The 24,274-nt window shown below is 64.6% G+C and carries 21 protein-coding genes and 1 pseudogene; 9 read left to right on the top strand and 13 right to left on the bottom strand.

Features of this window, described 5'->3' with window-relative positions; genetic code table 11:
• Positions 1 to 2: 2 nt before the first annotated feature.
• The 3 genes from JHW48_RS18255 to JHW48_RS18245 are packed head-to-tail and all read left to right on the top strand — an operon-like array spanning position 3 to position 2,554.
• A complete protein-coding gene (locus JHW48_RS18255) occupies positions 3 to 1,013 on the top strand; it encodes an ATPase, T2SS/T4P/T4SS family (RefSeq protein ID WP_240637804.1) in 1,011 nt (336 codons plus the stop codon).
• Positions 1,006 to 1,524, top strand: coding sequence for a hypothetical protein (locus JHW48_RS18250; RefSeq protein ID WP_170152265.1), 519 nt, complete (start codon positions 1,006 to 1,008; stop codon positions 1,522 to 1,524). The genes JHW48_RS18255 and JHW48_RS18250 overlap by 8 nt, the downstream gene beginning before the upstream one ends.
• A 1-nt stretch (position 1,525) precedes the next feature.
• Complete coding sequence (locus JHW48_RS18245) at positions 1,526 to 2,554, top strand: TrbL/VirB6 family protein (protein WP_170152266.1); 1,029 nt, start codon at positions 1,526 to 1,528, stop codon at positions 2,552 to 2,554.
• 53 nt (positions 2,555 to 2,607) lie between these two features.
• Here JHW48_RS18245 and JHW48_RS18240 read toward each other — a convergent pair whose 3' ends face one another.
• The 3 genes and pseudogenes from JHW48_RS18240 to JHW48_RS18230 all read right to left on the bottom strand — a co-directional run bounded on the left by JHW48_RS18240 (position 2,608) and on the right by JHW48_RS18230 (position 7,286).
• Positions 2,608 to 4,656, bottom strand: coding sequence for a type IV secretory system conjugative DNA transfer family protein (locus JHW48_RS18240; protein WP_170152267.1), 2,049 nt, complete (start codon positions 4,654 to 4,656; stop codon positions 2,608 to 2,610).
• Positions 4,657 to 6,196: 1,540 nt separating this feature from the next.
• Positions 6,197 to 6,622: pseudogene (locus tag JHW48_RS18725) on the bottom strand (relaxase/mobilization nuclease domain-containing protein); the annotation flags it as partial.
• 85 nt (positions 6,623 to 6,707) lie between these two features.
• The gene (locus tag JHW48_RS18230; protein WP_119885869.1) at positions 6,708 to 7,286 is read right to left on the bottom strand and encodes a helix-turn-helix domain-containing protein; all 579 of its coding nucleotides are present in this window, start codon (positions 7,284 to 7,286) and stop codon (positions 6,708 to 6,710) included.
• A gap of 584 nt (positions 7,287 to 7,870) precedes the next feature.
• Between JHW48_RS18230 and JHW48_RS18225 the strand changes: the two genes are divergently transcribed.
• Genes JHW48_RS18225 through JHW48_RS18215 form a run of 3 tightly spaced genes read left to right on the top strand, consistent with a single transcriptional unit; the run spans position 7,871 to position 9,800 of the window.
• Positions 7,871 to 8,632, top strand: coding sequence for a ParA family protein (locus tag JHW48_RS18225; protein WP_119885870.1), 762 nt, complete (start codon positions 7,871 to 7,873; stop codon positions 8,630 to 8,632).
• Complete coding sequence (locus tag JHW48_RS18220; protein WP_143945690.1) at positions 8,625 to 9,338, top strand: hypothetical protein; 714 nt, start codon at positions 8,625 to 8,627, stop codon at positions 9,336 to 9,338. Before JHW48_RS18225 ends, JHW48_RS18220 begins: the two co-directional genes overlap by 8 nt.
• Positions 9,339 to 9,386: 48 nt before the next feature.
• Positions 9,387 to 9,800, top strand: coding sequence for a hypothetical protein (locus JHW48_RS18215; protein ID WP_119885872.1), 414 nt, complete (start codon positions 9,387 to 9,389; stop codon positions 9,798 to 9,800).
• A 346-nt stretch (positions 9,801 to 10,146) separates the two neighbouring features.
• Here JHW48_RS18215 and JHW48_RS18210 read toward each other — a convergent pair whose 3' ends face one another.
• Genes JHW48_RS18210 through JHW48_RS18200 form a run of 3 tightly spaced genes read right to left on the bottom strand, consistent with a single transcriptional unit; the run spans position 10,147 to position 11,374 of the window.
• Positions 10,147 to 10,314 carry a hypothetical protein gene (locus JHW48_RS18210; protein WP_170152269.1) on the bottom strand — a complete coding sequence of 56 codons (168 nt, stop codon included), beginning with the start codon at positions 10,312 to 10,314 and terminating at the stop codon, positions 10,147 to 10,149.
• On the bottom strand, positions 10,311 to 10,490 hold the full coding sequence (locus JHW48_RS18205) for a hypothetical protein (protein ID WP_119885873.1): 180 nt from the start codon (positions 10,488 to 10,490) through the stop codon (positions 10,311 to 10,313). Before JHW48_RS18205 ends, JHW48_RS18210 begins: the two co-directional genes overlap by 4 nt.
• On the bottom strand, positions 10,487 to 11,374 hold the full coding sequence (locus JHW48_RS18200; RefSeq protein ID WP_119885874.1) for an ArdC family protein: 888 nt from the start codon (positions 11,372 to 11,374) through the stop codon (positions 10,487 to 10,489). The genes JHW48_RS18205 and JHW48_RS18200 overlap by 4 nt, the downstream gene beginning before the upstream one ends.
• Before the next feature lie 759 nt (positions 11,375 to 12,133).
• On the opposite strand from JHW48_RS18200, the gene JHW48_RS18195 reads away from it, so the two are divergent.
• Together JHW48_RS18195 and JHW48_RS18190 are read left to right on the top strand one after the other, a co-directional pair.
• Positions 12,134 to 12,688, top strand: coding sequence for a L,D-transpeptidase family protein (locus JHW48_RS18195; RefSeq protein WP_119887946.1), 555 nt, complete (start codon positions 12,134 to 12,136; stop codon positions 12,686 to 12,688).
• Positions 12,689 to 12,907: 219 nt separating this feature from the next.
• The gene (locus tag JHW48_RS18190; protein WP_090747244.1) at positions 12,908 to 13,483 is read left to right on the top strand and encodes a L,D-transpeptidase; all 576 of its coding nucleotides are present in this window, start codon (positions 12,908 to 12,910) and stop codon (positions 13,481 to 13,483) included.
• Positions 13,484 to 13,806: 323 nt separating this feature from the next.
• On the opposite strand, the gene JHW48_RS18185 is transcribed toward JHW48_RS18190, so the two are convergent.
• The 3 genes from JHW48_RS18185 to JHW48_RS18175 are packed head-to-tail and all read right to left on the bottom strand — an operon-like array spanning position 13,807 to position 15,935.
• On the bottom strand, positions 13,807 to 15,246 hold the full coding sequence (locus JHW48_RS18185; RefSeq protein ID WP_119886892.1) for a DUF4942 domain-containing protein: 1,440 nt from the start codon (positions 15,244 to 15,246) through the stop codon (positions 13,807 to 13,809).
• On the bottom strand, positions 15,243 to 15,716 hold the full coding sequence (locus tag JHW48_RS18180; RefSeq protein WP_119886893.1) for a hypothetical protein: 474 nt from the start codon (positions 15,714 to 15,716) through the stop codon (positions 15,243 to 15,245). The genes JHW48_RS18185 and JHW48_RS18180 overlap by 4 nt, the downstream gene beginning before the upstream one ends.
• A gap of 15 nt (positions 15,717 to 15,731) precedes the next feature.
• On the bottom strand, positions 15,732 to 15,935 hold the full coding sequence (locus tag JHW48_RS18175) for a hypothetical protein (RefSeq protein WP_119886894.1): 204 nt from the start codon (positions 15,933 to 15,935) through the stop codon (positions 15,732 to 15,734).
• 871 nt (positions 15,936 to 16,806) lie between these two features.
• On the opposite strand from JHW48_RS18175, the gene JHW48_RS18170 reads away from it, so the two are divergent.
• Positions 16,807 to 17,478 carry a DUF6998 domain-containing protein gene (locus JHW48_RS18170; protein ID WP_205961944.1) on the top strand — a complete coding sequence of 224 codons (672 nt, stop codon included), beginning with the start codon at positions 16,807 to 16,809 and terminating at the stop codon, positions 17,476 to 17,478.
• A gap of 70 nt (positions 17,479 to 17,548) precedes the next feature.
• Here the strand turns inward: JHW48_RS18170 and JHW48_RS18165 are convergent, their stop codons facing one another.
• The 4 genes from JHW48_RS18165 to JHW48_RS18150 all read right to left on the bottom strand — a co-directional run bounded on the left by JHW48_RS18165 (position 17,549) and on the right by JHW48_RS18150 (position 24,213).
• Positions 17,549 to 17,836: a hypothetical protein gene (locus tag JHW48_RS18165; RefSeq protein WP_119886895.1), complete on the bottom strand. Its 288-nt coding sequence runs from the start codon at positions 17,834 to 17,836 to the stop codon at positions 17,549 to 17,551.
• Between the two features lie 172 nt (positions 17,837 to 18,008).
• Positions 18,009 to 19,886, bottom strand: coding sequence for a ParB/RepB/Spo0J family partition protein (locus tag JHW48_RS18160; RefSeq protein WP_119886896.1), 1,878 nt, complete (start codon positions 19,884 to 19,886; stop codon positions 18,009 to 18,011).
• 258 nt (positions 19,887 to 20,144) lie between these two features.
• Positions 20,145 to 20,546: a DUF3768 domain-containing protein gene (locus JHW48_RS18155; RefSeq protein ID WP_119886897.1), complete on the bottom strand. Its 402-nt coding sequence runs from the start codon at positions 20,544 to 20,546 to the stop codon at positions 20,145 to 20,147.
• Between the two features lie 1,303 nt (positions 20,547 to 21,849).
• On the bottom strand, positions 21,850 to 24,213 hold the full coding sequence (locus tag JHW48_RS18150; protein ID WP_272835913.1) for a heavy metal translocating P-type ATPase: 2,364 nt from the start codon (positions 24,211 to 24,213) through the stop codon (positions 21,850 to 21,852).
• Positions 24,214 to 24,274 lie beyond the last annotated feature (61 nt).

Raw genomic sequence — 24,274 nt, 5'->3', positions numbered from 1 at the left:
CCATGAACGAGATGACCCATGGCAGCTATCTGGACGAGGCTCTGGCCCGGATCGGGCCGAAGATCGACAGCCCGCGGCTGATCGAGATCGCGATCAACCCCGATGGCCGGATCTGGTCGCTGGAACATGGCGATGCCGCCATGCAGCCGGTCGCCCGCCCGCCCATGTCACGGATGGAGGTCACCGATCTTGGCCGCCGCATTGCCAGTGCCGGGCGGCTGACCCTTGGCAAGGAGGCCCCGATCATCTCGACCTCGGTGGATTATCGGGGCCGCCCCATCCGCGCGCAGGTCGTGGCCGAACCCGCCGTCCTGCAGGGCGCCGCGATCTCGCTGCGCTTCTTCTCGTCCCTGCCCCTCGACCAGATCCGGGTGAAGTTCCTGCATGGCCAGGAATATTCCATGGACGAGGCCAGGGCCTCCATGAAGCGCCAGCTGAAGGAGCTGACGGCAGCGGGCGATATCGACGCGGCGATGCGCTTCATCGTCGAGCGCAAGATGAACGCCCTGATCGCGGGGGCGACAGACAGCGGCAAGACCGTCTTTGCACGCAAGATGCTGTCGCATGTCGGCACGGACGAACGGCTGATCACCATCGAGGACGCGGCCGAACTGGTCCCCGGACAGCCCAATGTCGTGACCCTGATCGCGGATCGCGACAGCCGCACGCGCACGCCCGACATCCTGCTGACCTCGTGCCTCAGGATGCGACCGGACCGGCTGATCGTGGGCGAGGTGCGCGGCAAGGAGGCGATGACCTTCATCGAGGCGATCAACACGGGCCATGGCGGGTCGATGACCACGATCCATGCCGAGACCCCGCGCCTGGCGGTCGCCAAGCTGGCGATCATGGCGCTGAAGGCCGAACTGCCCCTGACCTATACCGACACGCTGCGCTACATCGCGCGGTCGATCGACGTGGTGATCCAGACCGGCCGCGCCGGTGGGGACCGTGGCGTGCTGGAATTCCACATCCCGGATACTGGCGACGAAGGAGAGACCTCTCATGACTGACAAGAAGAACCTGATCGTCGCCGGCGCGGCGCTGGCCGCCGGGGCCTTCGCCATCGGCATCTTCCTCGGCAGCGCCCCGCAGGCGGAAGAGCCGACCGAAGCCGAGGCCATGGCCCAGATGGACGCCGCCCGTGAGACGGAACGCGACTTCCTGGACTTCACTGCGCCCGATCTGAGCACCCGGTCTGAGGGTCAGCGGGTGACGCGCCATGGCTGCGTCCTGCCCGCACGACCCGAATGGGCGGAAGATGCTGCACCCGGCGACGCGCATCGCGTCCTGCTGCTGCAGAATTTCTATAACCTCGGTCGGTATCAGGACATCGTCGCGACCCAGACCTGCCCCTGCGAGATCGAGCATCCATCCTGGCAGAGTGCCGACGCGCTTTATCAGCGGCTGGCCGTCGATATGGACGCGGCCGAAATCTCGACTCTGCGGCAAGCGCTTCAGGAAGAAATCGGGCGCGTCCAGAAGAAGTCGCTCGATATCTGCCGCGCTTGGCGGGCGCGCTGACATGGCGGTGATTCAGGATATCGTCACCTCGGCCGAGCAGCTTCTGACAAGCGCCGCCCGCTCGACCTTCCTGAGCCTGGTCGATGCCTCGGGCACGCTGGTCGGTTATATGGCCTTGCTGGCCGTGGCCCTGGTGGGCATCAACATGATGGTGCAGTTGCGCCCCATGGCGTGGGGACATTGCCTGATGCTGATGATCAAACTGGCGCTGATCGGCATCTTTGCCTGGAACTGGACCCAGTTCTGGGCTGTGGCCGATGCGATCCAGAAGGCCATCGAGGCGGCCGCGGGCGGCATTCTTGCCGCAAGCGGCAATGGCTTTGCCGGCCCGACGATCACGGGCGGCTTTGCCTCGGCCATCGACACGCTGATGTCGGAATTCACCGAGGCCGCGACCAGCATCGCCTCGGAAATGGGCGGCTGGTTCGCGACGGCCATCGTCTCGGGGATCTGCCTGCTGCTGATCGCGATCGTCTCCGCCGTCTCGGCGCTTCTGATCCTGTTTCCCAAGATCGTCATCACGATCCTTCTGGGCCTTGCCCCGATCATGATCGCGATGACGCTCTTCGAGATCACCAAGGACTTCTTCGAGCGATGGCTGGCCGCCTGTGTCAGCTGGTCGCTCTATCCGCTGTTCATCGCGGCGATCTTCTCGATCATGCTGTCGATGGGCAATGACATGGTCGCGAAAATCGGAACCGACGGCTATGACAGCATCGGCGCCTTCATTCCCTTCATCGTCCTGATGGTGCTGATCCTGATCTGCATGGCATTGCTGCCGACGCTGGTCTCATCGGTATCCGGGAACATGCAGCTGCTGGGCGTCATGGCGGTAGCGGGCCGCTTCGGCCAGAATACGGCAGGGACGTCCAGAGCCCTCAAGGCCGTGGGCAGTGCTTCCCTAGCTGCGGGTCGCGCCCCCATCGACACCTTCAAGGCTCAAAATGCCGTCGGGCGCGCTGGCGTCAAGGTCGGCACCGGTGTTGCGGCGACGGTAAACCGCATGCAGGAGCGTGCGAAATCCCTCTGATCCGGCACGATCAGCACCGATGGGAAAGGGCGGCCAGCAAGCCGCCCTCTTGATCATGCGGTTTCAAGTTCCTGGACCGGGACACTTGGTTGCGCAACGATGTCGTCCACTTCCCGTTGGGCCAGCTGAAGCTTTCGGACAACCTCATCCTGCGCGATGAGCTCGACGTCCGGAGCCATCTTGACGACGCGCCACCTCTTCGGAAATGGCGGCTTCTCGACCGAGGCGGGGTTTTCGGGCGCCCGGCTTGCCTGGTCCGCGCTGCTTGAGGACTTGGATTTCTGCGGCTTTTCAGGCGGTGACAGCAAAGCATCCTCGATCCGCTTGCCGGAAAAGGCGGCTTTCACCCTGCCCTTGTGACGCGTGACCTCGGCCACCCGCTCGGTCAGCTGCTCGATGCGCTGTGACGCGCTATGCATTCTGCCCTGCAGGTCTCGCAGAACCACGTCCTTCGGATCAGGCCCCGGCAGCGGCCCCTGCTGCTGTTCGAAGATTGGCCTCAACAGCCGGTCCTCGAAATACTTGATCCGCCGTGCCCGGATCGGGTGCTGGCCGTTCGCCAGGACGATCACCTCGTCGGGGCCAAGGCGTCCGGCCTCATCCTCGGTCAGCAGGTCGCGCTCCTCGTTGCGTTCGGACACGTTGATGCCGGCGAAAGGACCCTTGCCGATGGTCTTGGATTTCGAGGTCACGCGTTGGGTGGTCTTGCCGACGGCGGCCGACAATTCGGCCTTGGTCCGCTGCTCGGAAGGGGCCAGATAGACCTTGAGACCCGCGCCACCCTGAAGCGACAGGCGCGTGTCCTCGCCATAGATCTTGTCCAAGGCGGGGATGGTCTGGGTGACGACCGCCAGATGCCCGCCATAGGCGCGCAGCGTCTTGATGCTGTCGGTCACGCTCGGCATCCGGCCCAGCATGTCGAACTCGTCCAGCATGATCATCACGCGCCAGGGCTCGTCAGGCCCCGGCAGATGGGCATGCAGGCTGGACAGAAGATCAGAGAAGAACAGCCGCACCAGAGGCGCGATGGCACGGATCTTGTCATGCGGCGGCGAGATGAAATACGCCGTCTGCGGGCTGCGGCGAAAATCGCGGAAGCTGAAATCGCTGGTCTCGGTCGCCCGGTCGATCGCCGGGTTGGACCAGAGCGTCAGCCCTGAGGTCATCAGCAGCGACAGATAGCTGGTCAGCGTCCGGTCGTTGGTCGAAGCGAGGCGTTCGAACATCAACCGGGCGGCCGGGCTTTTGACGGCGTCGGCGTAGCTCATGTACTGCTTCTGCTTGTCACCCCCTGCCGAGGCGAGGCGATAGATTTCGCCCAAAGTCGGCTTGCCGCGCTCCATCGCATAAATGCCGCAGGCGACGAACAGGTCGATGCCACCGTCCAACAGGCCCTTGGCGCTGTCATCCTCGGTCTGCAGGAACAGTTCGGCCAGCATGCGGATTTCCATCTGGCGCTGATCGGCATTCGGGAGGGCCGCGATCCGGTCCAAAGGGTTGTAGCGATGGCCTGGATTGTCCCAGTCCAGCGGGGCAAAACGCCAGATCCTGTCGCCTGCAGACTGCCGGTGACGGCTGGTAAGTTCGTAATTCTCGCCCTTCACGTCCAGCACCACGGCGCTGCCATGGAACAGCAGGAGGTTCGGGATGACGAAGCTGATCCCCTTGCCCGCGCCGGTGGGCGCGACCATCAGGCAATGCGGATAACGGGCCGAGGTCAGGAACCTGCCTATGCCCTTGGGCGATCCGGCCTTGGCGACGATGAAGCCGCCGCCGGGTTTGTCGAAGAACCCGTTCCGCCTGAGTTCAAGCAGGCCCTGCCAATGCGCGCGGCCATAGGTGGTCAGCCCCTCGGTCAGAACCTTGGCCGAGAACAGCAGCGACAGCACAAGGCAGCCGCCAAGGGTCAGGCTGAGGACCAGGAATGCCTGCGGGTCGCGATGCCGGATGCCCGGATACTCTCGCACCAAGGCCAGCCAGTCGAGCGATTGCCCCATATGGCCACGCCAGAAGGACAGAAACCCGGTGCCAAGGATATAGGCGAGGCCGACAGAGATCAGGGCGAAGAACAGCACGCCCCCCAAGAGGCGCAGCTTAATCATGGCCCGGGCCCTCGTGACCGCGCTGCTGGCGGACGTGATCCCGCTCGGCGGCAAGCGCCTCGTTGACCCGCTGGAGGGCCTGGTCGGAGCCCGGCGCATCGAGGCCGCGCAGATAATCGCGCGCCATGGTCAACTGATCTTCGCGGTCGCCGACCCCGCGCAGGACCTCGGCATCGCCGCGCTTCAGTCGGTCCAGTTCATCGCGGGTCAGCATGCGCTCGATGGCCTCGCGCAGCTTGCGCTCGTCCTCGTCTCCGACCGGGCGCGCGAACTCGCGCAGGGCGCTGCGGCTCGCCTCGGTGGAGCCGATCGATGCAGTGGACTGATGGGCATCTGCATCGTCGCGGCGGGCGCGGTCCATCTGCGCGCCGGTATCAGGGCCTTGGTCATGGCCGCGCTCCATCCGCTCCAACGCCGCACCCTGATCGCGCCTGTCACGAGCCTCGCCATCGATTGCCCCGGTGCGTTTATCAGGCAGTCCCTCCCCGCGCTCTGCGGCCTCGCGCAACTGCCGGGCCCCCATCTGGGCCATGTCGCGGTCATAGTCGCGCCGCTGCTCCGCCGAACCCTCATCGGCCATGCGCGTATCGCCACGCGGGAACCGCTGATCATAGTCCGCGACCGCGTTCGTCCCGGTCGCCTTGGCACGCGCGGCGATGGCATCATCGACGCCATAGCTCTCGGCCACGCGATCATAGGCACGGTCCACAACGCTGATCGCTTGGCGCAGCTCTGCCTCATTGCGCAGATCAAGGCCTCGCAGATCAGCAACCGCCTGTAGATCCTGCTGGACCCATCGCGCCTCAAGGGCCGCGGAATTGGCCCCTGTCCGCATGCGCGCCTCAACCTCGACCGGATCAATGCCGGTCCCGTCCAAGGCAAGTGTCAGCTTTTCACGCCCCTCGGCCACAAATCGTGCGTTCACGTCACGCAGGTTCTGGGCGGAGTAGATGCCCTCCTCGCTGGCGGTCTCGCGCAGATCGCGCGACCGGGCACCCAACGGCTGCAGATGTTCGACCGAGGTCAGCGCCTCGGCCAACTTGCGCTCCATCTCCGGGCGCTGGTTCGGGGCGGCATCGGCAATCCGGTCCTCGGCATCATCCACGGCCCGCCGCAATCCGGCAGCTGCATGATCAAAATCCTCTGAAATCGCCATATAGGGCTCTCCTTTTGCAACAATGGTGCCGCCTTGCGCCAAAACGGCAGCGGCCTTTTCAAAAGCAGTCGCTAAATCCTGCAGATTTTCCGCCGAGGCAAAGCTCGACAGCTCGCGATAGCGCAGGGACCAATCGCGAATCTCTTGGGTGGCACGGGCCAAATCGGACCCGATCCGGGGCTTTCCCTCCGGCGCCTCGAAGGCGGTGCCACTGGCCGCCGCCTTTTCTTTCGCCCGCCGCCATTCGCCGTCGGTAGGCGGGTAGTTCACATGCCCACGCTGCAGGCGTGTCGTGGCCTCCAGCTGGATACCGTAGCGCGCGGCATGATCGACCATGGCCTCCTTGAAGGCCTGGTAGGTGAACTCCGTGCCCTGGCGCAGGGTGAAGTAATCGCCCCCCTCTCCGCGCCGGTTCACGATGATATGGGCATGCGGGTTCTTGTTCGGACTGTCGGTGTGCACCGCGATCATGTAGTCGAACCGGCCGCCCAGCTTCTCCCGGCAGATCTCGCCCGCGATCAGGCTGACATGGCGGGGCTTCGTTTCGCGCGGAAACGACATGACCATATGCGTGGTCCGCGCGGCGTTCATCTGGCCCCGCCAGTCATCGGCCCAACGCGCAACGGCGCGGTCGATCTGCTCGGGCGTCAGCCGCTTCTCTCCGTCCAGAAGGCCGCGGGAATCGTGAACATCGACGCTCTTGCTGAAAAGATAGCTGAACTGCGCGCCAAGCTGGCCGCGCGAGGCACAGCCGCCCGTGCGGATCAGCTTGAAGAAGGCAGGCGAGGCGCCCTGCGCCGCACGCGCCATGTGCCGGACATTGGCCAGCGCCCGGCCCCGCCCGATCCGGCCCCAGCCATCTTCGAACAGACGCCCGGTGACGGCCTCGACCGCGTCACGCCGGGCCATCACTGGCCCCCTTCATGCCCTCGATGAAGCGCCGCGCGGTGGCTGAGGCGCGCTTGCCCTCGATCTCTCGGACCACGACCCCGACATCGTCGATCCGAACCAACAGGTCCGACAAAAGCTGCTGCTGAGGCGCAGTCAGCTTCAGCTTCTGGCCTCGGCGTACCTCGTAATTCTTGGTGGCGACCAGCTGGTTCACATTGCGGCCGATGGCGTTCAGCTCGGCCGTGAGGCCCCGCAGCGCGTCGGCCAGATCCGGGTCCGGTTCCAGAAAGCCCGAGGGCACGCGACAGACCCGACGCAGAGCATCCGCGCGGCTCTTGAGGCCGATACGTCCGACAGCGGCATCAAATGCCCGGAGGCTGACCTGATCGACCGTGAATGAGACATGCGCGGTGCCGGATCTCGTGTCCTGGGCCTTCTCGTGAAAGCTGCGGATTGCAGCGTAGATCGTCGGCCGGGTGACCTCATAGGTGCGCGCCAACACCGATACGGGCACACCGGCCCGCACAGACGCGACGATCTTCTTCTGATCATCAGATGTGAGCTTTTTCGATCCGGAGCGCATCAGCCAAAGTGTAAAACTAACAATTGCATTTCTTGCCAAATATGCATTGCAGTGTTGGCCGAGACACTCAGACTGTCAAGTCGGTGGGGCCGGGCAGTGCTGCAATTCAATTTTACACGTAGCGGCAGCTATGCTTCGTGATCCGACAAGGCCCCTCTTGGGCCTCTCACCGCTCCAGAGGGACCCTACAGGCCTAAAGCTCCGATCGACGCAGCCCCGCAATGCGCAGAGCCTCTTAGCCCCCTCAGAAAGAAAAAACGGCTGGCGCTCGTCACACACCGGTCGGAAACTGGCATTGCTAGTAAAATTTGCTAGACGGTGTAGATCGACAAGTAATCTCGGGATTGTCGCTCGTCACACTTGGTCGTCATACTGGGTTGCTAGTGCCGCTTGCTTTTATTGGTCGCTTGCTTGGCAAGATTACGCGTTATGCTTGCTTGAAACGATAGCTGGTCATGGTCGCTAAAAATGATTGCTTTCCACGTTCGCTTGTTTAACGGTTATGATCGCTCGCCAGTTTCGCTCGGTCGTATGAGTCGTCACGATCATACCGTCCGCGACCAACACCTGTGAAAGGACAACCGATGACTGCAATCGTCCTCGGCATGATGACTAAGAAAGGTGGAGCAGGTAAATCCATGCTCACGAAGCTTCTGGCCTCCGCCGCGGTCTACTCTGGCAAGAAGGTCATGGTGATCGATCTAGACCCGGAAGAAGATATCGCCTCGTGGTGGCGGGCAGTAACCGAGAAAGGGAACGCTCACCCAGACCTCGCGATCCGCGCCACCAGAGAGGTCACGGACCTCTATGACATCATTGAGGCAAACGAAGAAAAATACGACTTCATCCTGATTGATACCAAGGGGGAGGGGAGTGAGGCCGCCGATCATCTGGCCAGCGTCAGTGATCGTATTCTGGTGCCTTGCCTATGCGCTGATTCTGATGTCCGTCGCACCCGGGAAACGGTCCAATGGTATGAGGGCCTGAAAAGTCGCGTGGACGATCCTGCCCAGATCCCGCCGCTGTTCGTGGTGCTTTCGCGGATGCCGCCTCAGATGCTGAAATATGACGGCACAGGAAAACCGGCAGGCGTGGTCGTCCATGACTTCGAGCGCTTCGAGGCCATGCTGAACGAATTCAATCCCCTCAAGGCGATGGTGCCTGATCGGACCCAGTATCGCGACATGGATTCCCGAGGGCTGTTGGGGACACTGCTCGACCAGGCCCGAGAAGGAGACGCCCTGATGCGCGGGCAGATTCCGCATTACGAGAATGCCTTGGCGCATGCCCTCAATCTGATGAACAGCATCCTGAAAGGACAGCGCATGAGGAGCACCAATGCGTAACCGGCTGAAGATCACGAAGCCCGATGAGACCGGCTTCAGCAAATCCGTGAGTGTCAGCAAGAGACCCCCTCTGCCAACGCTCGACGAGGATGCGCTTGATGCCCTGCGCATCAAGCCAGCCGAACCTGTGAATACGGATTCGGTTGCAACAGAGCCCGCCGCTGCGCCCCCGCCAGCCAAGCCCGAAGAGGTGCAAACTGCACCTGAACCCGTCCTGACCGCAGACCCCACCCCGAAGAAGAGTCCGTCCAAGCCCGAACCGTCTTCGACCAGAGGAAAGAGCCAGACGCCGCGCACAACCGAGGATGAAAAGGTCGAGTTGGTCCTGCCGCCGCGAGCGCGCCGGGCAAACGACAACATGACAGTTCATCTGCGCCTCCGCGTCTTGGAACGGCATGTCGCGGGTCTGCGCGCCTTGGAAGATCGCGGCTATCATCGCCGGTCCGTGCTCCAAGCCGCGTTGAACAAGATGCCACGCTTGAACCTGGAGCCGCGCTATGTTCCTCAGCTGCAGGAGGCCAGCGCCGGCGCAGAGTGGAGCCATCGTTGGGGTCCAAGCGTGTCCATCACATTGCTGAAGCAGATCGCCAAGCAGGTACGCGGAGGTGAGGATGCGCCCCGCGCTGCACTGATCATGGGCCAAATAGAGCCGAAATGGTTTGCGAGCCTCGATGCAACAATCAAGAAGCTGCAGGACAGTCTTTAACCGTAGCGGAACGCGACCGCTGCCAATTCTCTGAAAAGGCCGTTTGATATGAAGCTATTTTTGAAAGGCGCAATGCTCGCCGCACTCGCGGGCACACCCGCCATTGCCTGGCAGACCCAGACTGATTTTCGAGGTCTGGTCATAAACGATCTGGTCCAGGGACCGCTTGAGATCAAGGTCATCTGCGATCCGGGCGGTGCCTTCATCCCTGCCGCAGATCAAGCAATATTGACCCTCGAAGGACAGCTGCCGGACGGACCCTTCACCCTGTCCGCGGACACAGGAAGCGTTTCCGGCACCCTTGAGGCTGGGCTGATCTCGAACAGGAACGGCGGCATCTGGACGTCATTCGCGAGATTGCTCATGACAGGCAGCAGGTTCGACCTCACCGTTGCAGACCAGACCATCACCATCCAGACCAAATCGGCCCTTCCTGAAACCTGCCTCCCCGGACGCAGCTGATCTTGGTGCGGGTCACGCAGTTGCCAAGGGAATTGTCCACCCGTGGCGGATCATTTCGCCACAGGCGTGCAGGCCCCGAACGGAACGGCCCCACAAATAGCGAAGAGACGTAAGGGGACTGTGGTCAATTCCCCGGCGGTGTGACGCACAGTCGGACACCGGCAGCGGTTACACCGCTGCGCACGCCGCCCATGGGGGCGGCGCCCGCGTTGTCAACGCGCTGGATCGCGTGGCGCGGCAAGCCGCGCCGCATTGTGAGGCGCAGCCCTGCGCGGTCGGACCTGTCGCGCAGCGGGCAGGTCCGACCGCGCAGATCGGCCCCCGCCAAACTGGCGGGGGCATCTGCTTAACGGGTGCCGAGGAAACGCTCTGCGCCTGCATGGTTGATCTCGTACACCAGCACGGGCTGTCCGAGGCGAGCGGATCGCCGCCGGGCGCGACGCTCCGCCTCTGCCAATGTGGCGCAGATGATGGGCAGGTCGTCGGGGTCGTCGCGGATCTCGTAATGGCTCACAGCGTCACCTCCGGGCGCAGATTGCCGGTCCTGTCGAGCCAGCCGCGCGCGGCGGCGCAATCCATGCAGATGCAGGTGCCGCTTCCCTCGATCACGACCGGCGCGAGATAGACCCAAGGGTTCGACCTGCCGCATTTGCGGCAGGTCAGGTTCGGCAAGGTCAGGGGGCCGCTCATGCGGCTTCCCTTTCCTCGGCGCGGCCTTGGGGCTTCGTCAGCCATTCGGCGGCCTTCTGCGCTTCGCTGGCGGCCTTGAAGATCAAGCGGCGGTCATCCTGCAAGGCGCGCAACCAGCTTTGCACATAGGCTCCGGACTGGCCAAAATCAGGGGTCAGGCCAAGCTGCGCGCAGGTCATGCAATTGCCGATTTCCGCGACCAGTTCCTCGAAAGCATAGGCCTTGCGGTCGGTGAAGCGGGCGAAGCGGTCAAGGCGGCTGGCATGGCCTGTGGCGTGGCACGCCTCATGCGCCAGGGTGCCGTAATAGCCTGCCGCATCGTGAAAGGTGCCGATCGGCGGCATGTGGATGAAATCCTCCGGGATGTTGTAATAGGCGCGCGGGTCGTCGCTGGTGCGGATGTCGAGCCCGGTCGCGGCAAAGAAGGCGTCAAGCGCGGAGTCGGTCTCGGTGCCCAGATCGCGCGGGGCTTCGGCCGAGGTGGCTTCATATTCGGCGGGCAAGCCCTCGATCTGCTCGGCATTGAACACGCTGTAGGCTTTCAGATAGGGCAGGCGACGTTCCTCGCCGGTCGCCTCGTCCTCGCGCTCGAACGTGCCGTATTTGACCACGGTGGCGGATTTTTCGCCTTTGCGGACCTGTCCGCCTGCGGCCTGCGCCTGCCGATAGGTGAACCAGTAGGGCGAGCGATAGCCTTTCTCGTCTGCCACCAGCCAGAGCATCAGCACATTGATGCCGGAATAGGGTTCGCCGTTGCTGCGCAGCGGAAAGGGTGCGCCGCCCCTCTCGCCGGTCCAGGGCTTGCGCCATGCGGGCGTGCCTGCCTCGATGCTGGCGATGATCTGGTCGGTGACGTGCTGGTAGAGATCGAATTTCGCAACCATTGTCTGGTCCTTCCTTGTGGTGGCCCGTCCTGGTCTTTGTGCCGAGGATCGGGCGGGGTTTCTGGCGAGGACCGCGCAGCGGTGCCTCTCCTGAAACCCTGCCTCCCGGCGAGGGCAGGAGGGGGACCCGTGCAAGGTTGTCCGTAGGGGCGAAGGGGAGGGGGATCACCCGGCCTGCACGCAGCCGCAGGCGGAGGAAGGCCGGGGAAACCCCTTCGCCCCGTCAAGCGGACGGCCTTGCGCGGGGGAACCGGCGGTTCCCGGAACGGACACGCGCCGTCGCGCGTGGCCCATCACAGGCAGGGGCGTTCGGCTTGCCCGAATCCCCCTGCGCCGCGATCCCCGCGCGGGCGCGGGGATCACCGCTTCATCGGTCCTGGACGCGGGGATTGCCGGGGGGCCGGCCCAACACCCCGACCCCGCCCGGTTGCCCAACCGGGCTCCTCTCGCGTCAGCGGGCGTCGCCCGAAGGGACGAGACGGGCAGGGCAGGGCGACCTGGACCGGCGGGCAGGATGGCTGGCTCGGGACGAGACCGACAGAGGCCCGCCGCAGCCGGGCGCATCGCCCTGACAGGCTCGGGTCAGGCCAAAGGCCAGACCAGAACGCGGCCCAAAAGGAGACGCCACAAAATCAAAGACGCAGCTATGGGCGAACTCTCGGTCGGATGCCCGGGGAGGTGCTTGGCAGTGGCGAAGTCTTCACGCATTATCCTGCAGCATAGTTTTCCTTCACCGTCTCCTTGCTGGAACTTCCCCTGATGCCTAGTCTGAACCGCCGCCACGTCTCGTTAGGTTTGCTCGCTGCTCTTGCCGCTTGTGGGAGGTCAGGGCCGTCCAGCTCACCACTGCCGTCGCGGGCAGGGGACGTCCCACAGTTCAAGCGCTATTTCGGCCCTCCCGTGACGCAGGTGGTGGTCCAGAAGGGGCAGCGCCGAATGCACCTCCTGAACGGGCAGACGGTGCTGAAGTCGTATGACTTCGGGTTGGGAAACCAGCCAATAGGTCATAAGCAGTTCGAAGGCGACGGAAAGACACCAGAGGGCCTCTATTTCGTGGACCGCTTCAACCCGCGCAGCCGCTACCACCTGTCGGTCGGCATTTCCTACCCCAACGAGCGGGACAAGGCTTATGCCGCGCAGTTTGGCCGCGATGCCGGCGGCGACATCATGTTTCATGGCCGAGGCCCTGAAGGGCGTGTCCTGGCTCCCAGAAACAGGGACTGGACGGCTGGCTGCATCGCGATCACCGACAATGAGATCGAAGACGTCTACGCCATGCTGCAACCTCGCACGCCGGTGATGATCTACGCCTAGTATCCGGCGTCAGACACTGCCGCGTCATTGGGGTAATCACCCTGAGGCTGTCTGGATGCCGATGGTGGCGGCAGGCCTTACAGCTTCAGCGCGCTGATTGGCCGCACCAGCTGTTGCAGATTATCCCAAGCTAGCCAGCCATGGTCTTCCACTGCTTGGACACGATCTGCAGCGCCGGTTATTCTCTCCTCAACTATAAGACGAGCACGAGGCAGCAGTATGTCCACACATCGTTTCGATGACCGGAGAAGTTTTTTGCGCGGCCTTGCCGCAACAGGAGCGCTGCTGCCGGCAGTAGCCTATGGTCAGGCGGCCACTGACATGGGGCCCGAGCGCAACCAGTCCTCGTTCCGGACCCGGCACTGGCGCGACTTCTACCCGACGCTTGGCAAGGGCGTCCTGCTGGCAGACGTCACCTCGCGCGCGGTCCATTACTGGTCGGGCGATGAGAGCGTCCACTTCGTCTTCCCCTGCGCCATCCCAATGACCGAGGACCTGACCCGCCGCGGGCAAACCGAGATCGTGCGCAAAATGCCGAATCCGCCCTGGACTCCCACGCCCAGCATGCGCGAAAAAGATCCCACTCTCCCTCAGAGGGTCGAAGGCGGGGCGCCCGAGAACCCACTCGGCAAGTTCGGCCTCTATCTCGCCTGGCCTGCTTATTTGGTCCATGGCACCCACGACACTCGCAAGATCGGACGGCGCTCCTCATCGGGGTGCTATGGGCTTTATAACGAGCATGTCGAACAGCTTTATGCGGTCGCCGAGATCGGTACACAGGTGACTGTTTTCTGATCGCCTTATTCAGGCACTGGTTCGGCCAGCCGCTCTGCGGCAGGACCGTGCCAGCCAGACAAAAGTAGTTTGGCCGAAGGCGAAAAGCTCGAGCTTCACATACATGCTGCACACAGCCTGAGCGGCCGCTTTCGGGCATACGTATCTTGCAAGAGACCGCAGATTGAACGGCAGAGGCAGGTCGGCTAGCCATGCTGCGCCTGCATCGCTGCGGCATCGCGACCGACGGCTATGGGCTCCTCACGTCGATTGCGCAGAAAAAAGGCCGCCCCGTGAGGGGCGGCAGTGTTTTCCTCACCACAAGGAAAATCGTTTGCCGTGGCCTAACACTTCCTGAGGGTCAGGACCACGGTGTTGATACGCACACCGACACTGGCGAAGCTCTCGGCCGGCAGGTCGCGCCAGAGGCTGCGCCGCCACCCGCTCGGGGCGTGTTGCTCGGCCCACCGGCGGAAGGTTTCATGCCGCGCGGTGCTGCCGACCTCGGCCGAGGCAGGCAGGATCGCCCGCAACTCTCCGCCAGGCGCCAGGAAATCGAAGGCGTGGCGGATATGGTCGGCCCAGTGCGTCCCCGAAAAGGGCGGGTTCATCAGCACCATGTCATAGACGGGTGCAGGGGCGACCTTCAGGAAGTTGGCACACTGCACAGACAGTGCGGGATGAGCCAGACCGCGCAGCGCCTCGGCCCTGTCGGGATGGACTTCGATCGCATCCACCCTCGCCCCCATGCGCAGCAGCGGACGGACGATGGCGCCGACCCCGGCGCTCGGCTCCAGAACGCGGATGCCGGGGCTGATCCGCAGATCGGTCAGCAACTCCTCGACCACGCCGGCGGGCGTCGGGTAAAAGGCCAGATCCTTTGCCAGGGCGGTGCCAGGGCGGAAATCATCGGGCTGGTCCCTGGCCCCGGCGGCATCGGGCAAGACATCGCCATACCACGCGGCGAGAACGCGGTTCACCTTGTCCAGAAGGGCCGCATCCCTGATCCAGAGGTGCAGGTTGCCGTTCTTGAAGCAGCGCGCCGTGAAATAGGCGGTCTCGACTTCGGTTTGCCGTGCGCCCCAACCGCCGCGCCGCGCGGTGGTGATGGCCGTTTCCAGATCGCCATAACGGCGCTGCCCGTCCAGCTGGGAAAAGACCCGCTCGACATCCGCCAACGTGCGGCGCATCTGCTCGCCGCGCCCGGAATAGGACCAATAGCCCCCATCATCAAAGACCAAGGTGAAGATCATGCGCTTGCCGATCTTGAAGGCGTCATGGCTTTTGAAGGCCGGATCCAGCTCGGCGAAGGCCCGCGCGACACCGCGCATGAAGATCTGCTCGGCCTCGCCGGTCAGTCGCTCCAGCGTCGCGCGGATGTTGTCCAGCGTCGGCTCGGGCATGTCGCTGGTGCGCATCTGGTCGTCCAACCTTTCCCGTTCGGTGCGGTCCATGATCTCCTTGAGGCGGGTTTCCTCGACGATACGCTGCCAGATCGCCGCATCGAGGCTGCGCTTGTAGCGCGCAAGAACGGCCTGGCCGTCAAAGCGTGGGAACAGCGCGGCCTTGGACGCATCGTTGTCCGCCTGGTGCAGATAGCAGGAATGGCCTGCCGTCGCCCCCTTGGCGGTCTCGGCCGCGGCACGGGCGCGGTCGTAACCATCACCCAGAACCGCGATGGCCTGCTGCATCTGGGTCAGCGCCGCGTCGCGCGCGGCGCTGATGCTGGTGATGTTAAGGGGCGCGACCAGCGCCCCTGCGGTGAAGGTGGGGCGGTCGGTCATGCGACATCCTCCCGCCGGATCAGAAAGCCGTCCAGCATGAGAGAGAGGGTTTCCAGGTTCGGACCGTCGCCATAATGGACGGCGCGGCCGATCAGCTGCGGATCGCTTTCGCAACGCGCCCGCGCAGGCAGGTCGTGATCAAGATAGGCGTTCATGGTGAAGCGGTGCCGTCCGTGGCCGGCGTCATGGAAATAGACATGCCATTTCAGCAGTTGCGCGGGGTTCTCATCCGCCTCGGCCATCAGTTCATCCGCGGCTTGGCGCAGGACCTCGAAGGTGCGGGCGCCATCACGGATAAAGTCGTTGCTGCGCGGCCCTGCAAAATCGGCCCCCTCGCGGATGCCGAAACGATTGCCAGGGCAACTCTCGCCCAACAGGCGGGCAAGGATCTGGGTGCTGCGGGCGCTGGCGGTGGCTGCGACGAAGCGCGCGGGGTGCATATTGATCTGGATCACCGAAAAATGGGTCATCTGTCTGGCACTCCTTCAGCGGCTCTGGGCCGCAGAGATCGCGTGGTCCTCATAGCGGATGATCGGTTCACCGATGGCGGTCAGGCCGCCCCAGCAGGGACCGGCGAAACCCAGCAGGCGTGGCTGGCCCTGCAGTTCGGGGCGCAGGGTGGCGCGGGTCTCGATGCCGGTGATCCGGGTGCCCATATCCTCGACCCAAGCGACCAGGTCATCGGTCATCACGCGGCACGGGCCGCAATCATCAGTCATGCTTACAATCTCGAAAACAGCCATTGTCTGGTCCTTCCTTGTGGTGTCCCGTCCTGGTCTTTGTGCCGAGGATCGGGCGGGGTTTCTGGCGAGGACCGCGCAGCGGTGCCTCTCCTGAAACCCTGCCTCCCGGCGAGGGCAGGAGGGGGACCCGTGCAAGGTTGTCCGTAGGGGCGAAGGGGAGGGGGATCACCCGGCCTGCACGCAGCCGCAGGCGGAGGAAGGCCGGGGAAACCCCTTCGCCCCGTCAAGCGGACGGCCTTGCGCGGGGGAACCGGCGGTTCCCGGAACGGACACGCGCCGTCGCGCGTGGCCCATCACAGGCAGGGGCGTTCGGCTTGCCCGAATCCCCCTGCGCCGCGATCCCCGCGCGGGCGTGGGGATCACCGCTTCATGGGACCTGGACGCGGGGATTGCCGGGGGGCCGGCCCATCACCCCGACCCCGCCCGGTTGCCCACAGGCCCTTGCTCGATCCTTGACGTCTCGCGCGGGCCTGCTGCGGCCGCGCCCCTCCACTCCCAGGGTCGTTCCGCGGCGCGGCTGGACAACCGGGCTCCTCTCGCGTCAGCGGGCGTCGCCCGAAGGGACGAGACGGGCAGGGCAGGGCGACCTGGACCGGCGGGCAGGATGGCTGGCTCGGGACGAGACCGACAGACGCCAGCCGCAGCCGGGCGCATCGCCCTGACAGGCTCGGGTCAGGCCAAAGGCCAGACCAGAACGCGGCCCAAAGGGAGACGCCATGAGAGGACGCTCTGGCTTTGCGCCCTGGTGGAAAGATTGCCTGTGCCTTCGCTCAGAGCATAGACTTAACGGAGATCGCGGTTCTTTGCAGGTTATCCGATGAGCGAGGTCTTTGCAGTGTCTGACGGAATCGATCTTTCGGATCGCATTGAAGAAATTCTGGGGCAGGTTAAACCGCTTGCGGCCGAATACTACCGCCTCACCGGTAAGCCTCTTGGCGTTACCGGTGAGATTGCCGAGTATTTGGCCGCCCGTCTTCTTGACCTTGATCTGGCTCCTGCGCGGACGGCGGGCTACGACGCCCTGCGCAAGACGGATACCGGTGTCGAGCGGATACAGATCAAGGGTCGCGCTTTTGGTGACAAGGCAAATCCAGGCCAACGTCTTGGGCGTCTCAAGCTCGATGCGGAATGCGATGTTGTCATGGTTGTTCTTATGGACAGCGGGACTCTCGAAGCCCGAGAAATCTGGGAAGCGCCCTATCCGTCCGTGGTGGAGATCCTTTCGCGGCCGGGGTCACGCGCTCGGGATCGTGGTCAGCTTGGTGTTGCGAGTTTCAAGGCAATTGCGACGAGGATCTGGCAGGACAGCGGCTCGATTCCGGTGTCCGCTGGTGGCGCAGACGGACTCTTCTGCCCTGAATGCGGCCGGGAGTTTCGCAAGAGTTGGGGGGGGATCGATGCGCATTGGAAGGCCAATCATGACCATCTGATGCCATATGAACAAGCATGGCCGCTCATACGAACAGGGAAATATCGCGCACGGACCTGAGCCCATCCGCGCGTCCTTCTTGCTGTTTTAGGCGTTGAGGAAAGCGGCCCCGTGAGGGGCCGCAGGCGGTTTATCCGCCGATGATGGGCATGATGCTGAAGAGTGCGCTGATGAAAACGTCGCGGGCGACGATGAGGATATCAACCTGCTTCTCGTTGAAGCCGGCTGTCTTGAGCTTTTGCGCGAAGGCGTGTGTGTGGTGGCGGCCCGGCCCTGCCCGAGGATCGGGCGGGTTAACAGCCGGGCTCGATCGGTGGTCGCTGCCGGTCTGCCGCGACCCTTGGGCGCGGCTCGGCCCGAAGGGCAGGGGCCGCGCGCGGTGCGGGGCCTTTTGGGGCCTTGCGCCGCGCGGGGTCAATCGAGGGGACCTGTCCTCCTGGCGCGGCGCGGACGGTGGCGCGGGGCTGGCGGGACAGGAAAAGGCCCCCGGCGCGGATCGCGCGCGGGGGCAAGTGGCCTTCGTCGCAGAAGGGTTGGCAGAGGGGCGGGCGCGGATGCGCCACAGCCCCGTATCAGGTGCCCCTGTTAGGTCAGAGGCAATCGGGCAGCCATGCGTCGATGCGGGCCTTCTTCTCGGCGTCGATCTGCCAGAGACGCTGGTAATCGGCATCGCTGAACAGCCGTTCCAGCGTGGCGGCCTTCTCGGCCTTCTTCTGGCCCTTGAACGCCTTGAAGCCCGATCCCTGCGGATCGCATCCGGTCAGGGACAGAAGCAGCCCTTCGAGGTAATCGGCGCTGACCCGCCCGAAGAAGTTCTCGGCGGTGGGCGTCCAGACCTTGCGGATGCTGGCCCCGCTATCGGTCTCGATCACCGTGAAGAAATCGCTGCCGCCCGCGCCATAGGGCAGGGTGCGCGCGATGCCCTCGGCCAGGGCGGCGTTGCGGGCCTTCTTGCCTGCTGCGACGAAGGCGCGGAAGGCTGCGGGCAGATCGTCCACGCGCAGATCGGGGCGGCTCCATCCCTCATGGGCGGCGGGGGCGTGATCCAGACGCGCGGGGCGGTCCAGCCCCTCGGGCTTGGTCGGACAATTGGTCGGGCGTCCGGGCGTCAGGTCAAAGACATGGGTGCTGACGCCAGAGGCCAGCGACAGGCCGAAGGCCAGCAGATCGAAGACCAGTTCCGGCTTGTCCAGCAGGGCGGACTGGATCGCGGCCAGCCGGATTGCCTTCATGTCCGAGACCAGCGCGCCGGAATAGGGGGATTTCGGGGCGGGTTCGGCGGCGCCTCCGCTGCCGGTCCGGTGATCGGCCCGCCCGGTCAGGACACCTGCGGCAATGGCCTCGTCGCGGTGTTCGGGGCGCAGCCACGGGCCGTTCAGGCGCAGGGTGCCATCCTGTTGGACATAGAGGTAATGGCCCCCGACCGCGCGCTGCGCCTCGGTGAAATCGCCGTCGAGAATGGTGGTCAGGGCCTCGAACTCGGCCTGTTCCGCCTCGTCCAGCGCCTCGGCCTCGGCCAGTTCGGCCAAGGCGTCGTAACGCTCGGCCTCGTCCTCGGTCAGATCGCCCCCGACCGGATAAAGCCGGTCCAACTTGGCCGTGATCTCATAGGAGAGGTAGCTTTCGGCGGAAATCTCGGTCCAGCGCCAGCCCGCGCCGATGCGGCGGGCTTCCTCGTCCAGCTTGTCGGCAAAGAGCCGGTCCAGAAGATCGGCATCATGCAGCGCGACATTGTCGCTGAAGAGATCGCGCGTCAGCCGCCCGCCTGCGGCCTCATAGGCGTCCAGACCGACGAAGCGGGCGCGGCGGTCATTCGCGCTGATCGTGTCGGGTTGCAGCGCCTGTTTCAGGCGATGCTCGGAGACGTCGCGGCCTCTCACCTCGTCCAGAACCTGCAAGCTCAGGGCCTCGTCCTGCGAGAGGGTGAAGAGCTTGGCGGTGCCCAGGCTGATCTCGCCCGCTTTCAGCGCGTCGAGCACGGGGGCGGGCAGCGCGGCCAGCGCGAGGCGGCGATAGACATGGGCCTCGGTCTTGCCGAAGCTGCGGGCGATGGCGGAGACTTCCGCGCCTGCCTCCTTCATCCGGCCATAGGCGCGGATTTCATCGGCGGGGTGCAGGTCCTCGCGGGCGGCGTTCTCGACGCTGGCCCATGCGCGGGCGGTGGCGGCGTCGGGGGCAAGGCGGACCGGGATCGCGGCCAGTTCCGGGTGACGGGCGGTCACGGCGGGGTCGCGCTCGATGGCGCGGGCGATGGCGCGCAGCCTGCGGCCCCCGGCGACGATGCCGACCCGGCCCTCGGCATCCATCAGGCCCGAGAGGTTCTGGATCAGGCCGATCATGGCGATGCTGTCGGCCAGAAGGTCGATCCCCTCGGGGTCGGCATCCTGGCGGGGGTTCAGGTCCGAGAGATAGAGGTCGGCCAGGGGGACATACTGGATCGCGGCGGCGGTGATGGTGTCGCGCTTCATGGCGATATTCCTTCGTGGTGATGATCGTGTTATTGGTGCCTTGCCCCCTGTGAGGGCGGGGCAAGGCGGGGGGCCTTAGACGGCCCCGTGCTGGATCAGGAAGCGGCGTCCGATTCCAAAGGTGTCGCCCTTCCTGACAAGCGCCCATGCTTCCGCGAGGCGTTGTTCAAAGATCGCTTTGCTCATGCATTCACCCCCTTTCCGGTTGAAGCTGCGGGAAGCATCAGCCTGCGCGCGGCGCGGCAGGCCGATCCGGGGTCAGTGTTCGGACGGCAAATAGAGCGTCAGGACACGGCGGGTCTGTTCGGGATCGGCGGGGGCCTCCGACCCAAAGCGGTAGTCGGTGTCGTAGAGGTCGATCTTCCAATAGATCGCGACGCCCCCGACCTCGACACGACCGAAACAGTGATCCTCCCAGGGGTCGTTATCGTCGTTGAAATCCGCAAAGTTGATGACCGCGCCCAACAGGTCGGCCTTCGTGGCGGCGGGCAGGGCGCAGAATCCCGGCGTGGCGACGGTGCGGCCCTGCAGATCGGTGCCGCGCCAGAGGGCGGCAAAGCCAAGGACGCGGCGGAACGCATCGTTCTGTTCCGCGATGATCTGGCGCAGCATGACCTCACGGGCATCCTCGATGGGGGTGACTTCGACGGTGGCAACCATTGTCTGGTCCTTCCTTGTGGTGGCCCGTCCTGGTCTTTGTGCCGAGGATCGGGCGGGGTTTCTGGCGAGGACCGCGCAGCGGTGCCTCTCCTGAAACCCTGCCTCCCGGCGAGGGCAGGAGGGGGACCCGTGCAAGGTTGTCCGTAGGGGCGAAGGGGAGGGGGATCACCCGGCCTGCACGCAGCCGCCGGCGGAGGAAGGCCGGGGAAACCCCTTCGCCCCGTCAAGCGGACGGCCTTGCGCGGGGGAACCGGCGGTTCCCGGAACGGACACGCGCCGTCGCGCGTGGCCATCACAGGCAGGGGCGTTCGGCTTGCCCGAATCCCCCTGCGCCGCGATCCCCGCGCGGGCGCGGGGATCACCGCTTCATCGGTCCTGGACGCGGGGATTGCCGGGGGGCCGGCCCAACACCCCGACCCCGCCCGGTTGCCCACAGGCCCTTGCTCGATCCTTGACGTCTCGCGCGGGCCTGCTGCGGCCGCGCCCCTCCACTCCCAGGGTCGTTCCGGGGCGCGGCTGGACAACCGGGCTCCTCTCGCGTCAGCGGGCGTCGCCCGAAGGGACGAGACGGGCAGGGCAGGGCGACCTGGACCGGCGGGCAGGATGGCTGGCTCGGGACGAGACCGACAGACGCCCGCCGCAGCCGGGCGCATCGCCCTGACAGGCTCGGGTCAGGCCAAAGGCCAGACCAGAACGCGGCCCAAAGGGAGACGCCACAAAATCAAAGACGCAGCTATGTGCGAACTCTCGGTCGTTCGTCCGCGCCGCAGCACCACTGGCGCCAGGTCCGTCACGAAGGGCGGAGAGCCGACTTGCGGCAGTGCGGCGCAGCATTGGCAACAATCTGTATAAGCCGACATTCAGGGGCAAGATCACGAGAGACCGGCACGAGCTAATGGTCGGGCGGGATTTGCACCTACGACCTTCAGGTTATGAGCAGATCAGAGGCGAAATTCGGGCACCCCGTAATTTCAGTATGTTACGGGACAATCGATTGATTTATTGCGATTTCCATGCCGACGCTCAACTGCATTGAGCGACATCTGACGGAACAACCTGCACGAGAACTGCAGCCAAGGGTTGAGGTGGCGTTGAGGTAGATGATTTTTCCAGCATCGTAAGTCTGACAACAAAAGTGCGGCCCATGCGTTGCCAGCAAGAGAGGGCCCGCTGAGAAGAAAACTCACATCTCCAACGGTTGTCGTTTATGTCGTCGCCCTGATGGAAAGCCGCGTCATCTGTTTTGGACTACCCTGATCGGGCTGAAACCGAAATTTCAAACCCACACGCCACCTCCTCAACCCTATAGCTTCACCCGTTTCAGCCTCAGCGCATTGGCGATGACCGAGACCGAGGACAGCGACATGGCGGCGGCGGCAATCATCGGTGACAGCAATATTCCGAAGAACGGATACAGCAGACCGGCGGCAACCGGGATGCCAGCCGTGTTATAGGCGAAGGCGAAGAACAGGTTCTGGCGGATATTGCGCATGGTGGCCACGGCCAGCTTGCGGGCGCGGACGATGCCGGTCAGGTCGCCGCCCAGCAGGGTCAGCCCGGCGCTTTCGACCGCCACATCGGCGCCAGTGCCCATGGCGATGCCCACATCCGCCGCAGCCAGCGCGGGCGCGTCGTTTACCCCGTCGCCCGCCATGGCGACCTTGTTCCCCTTGCCGCGCAGCCCGTCGATCAGATCCTTCTTGCCCTCAGGCAGCATCCCGGCGCGGACCTCGTCGATGCCCAGCTTGCTCGCCACCGCCTGCGCCGTGCGTTCGTTGTCGCCGGTTGCCATGATCACCTTGATGCCCAGATCGTGCAACTCGCGGATCGCCGCCTCGGCAGTTGGCTTGATCGGGTCGGCCACGGCGACCAGACCGGCCAGCCTGCCATCCAGCGCCACGAACATGGCGGTCTTGCCCTCGCCGCGCAGGCGGTCGGCAGTGTCCTCGCCGGTGTCGCAGTCGATCCCAAGCGAGGTCATCAGCGCGTTATTGCCAAGCGCCACGTCGCGGCCATCGACCTTGCCGATCACGCCCTTGCCGGTGATAGCTTCGAACTCCTCGCCACTACCAAGGCTCAACCCGCGCGTTTTTGCGCCTTCGACAATGGCTTCGGCCAGCGGGTGTTCCGAGGCCCGTTCCAGCGCCGCCGCAGCACCGAGCAACTCGCCCTCGGGCACGTCACCGAAGCTGGTCACATCGGTCAGTGCAGGCTTGCCTTCGGTCAGCGTGCCGGTCTTGTCAACGATCAGCGTATCGACCTCGGCCATCAGCTCCAGCGCCTCGGCATTCTTCACCAGCACGCCCGCCTGCGCGCCCCGCCCCGCCGCCGTGGTGATGGAAATCGGCGTCGCCAGCCCAAGCGCACAGGGACAGGCGATGATCAGCACCGAGACCGCCGAGGCGATGGCGAAGACATATGAGGGGCTGGGGCCGAAGATCAGCCAGACGATGAAGGCCAGCACCGCGATCACCACCACCGTCGGCACGAAGATGGCTGACACCCGGTCGGCCAGCCCTTGAATCGGCGCCTTGGACCGCCGCGCCCCGGCCACCATCTGCACGATCTGCGACAGCACCGTATCGGCGCCGACATCGGTGGCGCGGATCGCCAGCGTGCCGTTCTTGTTGATCGTGCCGCCGGTCACGCGGTCGCCCTGCACCTTCTCGACCGGCACCGGCTCGCCGGTGATCATGCTTTCGTCGACGGAGGACCGCCCCTCGACCACCTCGCCATCGACCGGCACGCTATCGCCGGGCCGCACGCGCAAGAGGTCCCCGGCCGTGATGTTTTCCAGCGGCGCGTCATATTCCGTGCCATCGGGCAGGATGCGCCGCGCCGTCTTAGGTGCCAGATCCATCAGTGCCCGGATCGCATCACCGGTGCGTTCCCGCGCCCTGAGTTCCAGCACCTGCCCGACAAAGACCAGGGCGACGATGACGACGGCAGCCTCGTAGTAGGTGCCGACCATGCCGCCCATCCGGTATTGTTCAGGAAAGATACCCGGCAGGAAAGTCGCGAACAGCGAATAGAGATAGGCCGCGCCGACACCCAGAGAGATCAGCGTCCACATGTTCGGTGAGCGGTTTTTGAAGGAATCCAGCCCTCGCTGAAAGAAAGGCCGCGCCGCCCAGAGCACAATGGGCGTGGCCAGCAGAAACTCCAGCCAGACGGCGGTGCGGTGTCCGATCCAGTCGCGGACCGGAATGCCTACCATCTCGCCCATGGTCAGGATCAGCAGCGGCACAGCGGCGGCCACGCTGACCCAGAGCCTGCGGGTGAAGTCGGTCAGTTCGTGGCTGGGTTCGTCCGAGGGAATCATCGGCTCCAAGGCCATGCCGCAGATCGGGCAGGCGCCTGGTTCATCGCGCACGATCTCGGGATGCATCGGACAAGTCCATTGCGTGCCTGCCGGGGCGGATTTTTCGACCTTGGCCGCCGCGCCCGAGGCGTAGAACCACGGATCGCCGTCGAACTTCGACTGGCAACCGTCCGAGCAGAAATAGAAGGTCTGTCCCTCATAGTCGCGGTGCCGGGCCTCGGGCTTGATCGTCACCTGCATCCCGCAAATCGGGTCGATGGCCTTGCCGGGATCAGCCTGTGCCGGTGCGCCACCGTGTGTCCCGTGATCGTGATGCCCATGCGAATGATCGTGCTTGTGGTCCATGACTCTCTCCCGGCAGATACCTACAGGGGGTATATCAGACTTGCTCTATACCCCCTGAGGG

This window comes from Paracoccus aestuarii, from assembly GCF_028553885.1.
GTDB classification, from domain to species: Bacteria; Pseudomonadota; Alphaproteobacteria; order Rhodobacterales; family Rhodobacteraceae; genus Paracoccus; species Paracoccus aestuarii.
This window is presented reverse-complemented; position numbering and strand designations above follow the sequence as displayed.

Excerpts from the sequence above, each read along its gene's own strand:
- JHW48_RS18150 (WP_272835913.1), bottom strand. The coding sequence starts at position 24,213 with ATGGACCACAAGCACGATCATTCGCATGGGCATCACGATCACGGGACA.
- JHW48_RS18240 (WP_170152267.1), bottom strand. The coding sequence starts at position 4,656 with ATGATTAAGCTGCGCCTCTTGGGGGGCGTGCTGTTCTTCGCCCTGATC.
- JHW48_RS18180 (WP_119886893.1), bottom strand. The coding sequence starts at position 15,716 with ATGACCCATTTTTCGGTGATCCAGATCAATATGCACCCCGCGCGCTTC.
- JHW48_RS18250 (WP_170152265.1), top strand. The coding sequence starts at position 1,006 with ATGACTGACAAGAAGAACCTGATCGTCGCCGGCGCGGCGCTGGCCGCC.
- JHW48_RS18155 (WP_119886897.1), bottom strand. The coding sequence starts at position 20,546 with ATGGTTGCCACCGTCGAAGTCACCCCCATCGAGGATGCCCGTGAGGTC.
- JHW48_RS18190 (WP_090747244.1), top strand. The coding sequence starts at position 12,908 with ATGTCCACACATCGTTTCGATGACCGGAGAAGTTTTTTGCGCGGCCTT.
- JHW48_RS18195 (WP_119887946.1), top strand. The coding sequence starts at position 12,134 with ATGCCTAGTCTGAACCGCCGCCACGTCTCGTTAGGTTTGCTCGCTGCT.
- JHW48_RS18175 (WP_119886894.1), bottom strand. The coding sequence starts at position 15,935 with ATGACCGATGACCTGGTCGCTTGGGTCGAGGATATGGGCACCCGGATC.
- JHW48_RS18185 (WP_119886892.1), bottom strand. The coding sequence starts at position 15,246 with ATGACCGACCGCCCCACCTTCACCGCAGGGGCGCTGGTCGCGCCCCTT.
- JHW48_RS18215 (WP_119885872.1), top strand. The coding sequence starts at position 9,387 with ATGAAGCTATTTTTGAAAGGCGCAATGCTCGCCGCACTCGCGGGCACA.
- JHW48_RS18200 (WP_119885874.1), bottom strand. The coding sequence starts at position 11,374 with ATGGTTGCGAAATTCGATCTCTACCAGCACGTCACCGACCAGATCATC.
- JHW48_RS18220 (WP_143945690.1), top strand. The coding sequence starts at position 8,625 with ATGCGTAACCGGCTGAAGATCACGAAGCCCGATGAGACCGGCTTCAGC.
- JHW48_RS18160 (WP_119886896.1), bottom strand. The coding sequence starts at position 19,886 with ATGAAGCGCGACACCATCACCGCCGCCGCGATCCAGTATGTCCCCCTG.
- JHW48_RS18230 (WP_119885869.1), bottom strand. The coding sequence starts at position 7,286 with ATGCGCTCCGGATCGAAAAAGCTCACATCTGATGATCAGAAGAAGATC.
- JHW48_RS18255 (WP_240637804.1), top strand. The coding sequence starts at position 3 with ATGAACGAGATGACCCATGGCAGCTATCTGGACGAGGCTCTGGCCCGG.
- JHW48_RS18205 (WP_119885873.1), bottom strand. The coding sequence starts at position 10,490 with ATGAGCGGCCCCCTGACCTTGCCGAACCTGACCTGCCGCAAATGCGGC.
- JHW48_RS18225 (WP_119885870.1), top strand. The coding sequence starts at position 7,871 with ATGACTGCAATCGTCCTCGGCATGATGACTAAGAAAGGTGGAGCAGGT.
- JHW48_RS18245 (WP_170152266.1), top strand. The coding sequence starts at position 1,526 with ATGGCGGTGATTCAGGATATCGTCACCTCGGCCGAGCAGCTTCTGACA.
- JHW48_RS18170 (WP_205961944.1), top strand. The coding sequence starts at position 16,807 with ATGAGCGAGGTCTTTGCAGTGTCTGACGGAATCGATCTTTCGGATCGC.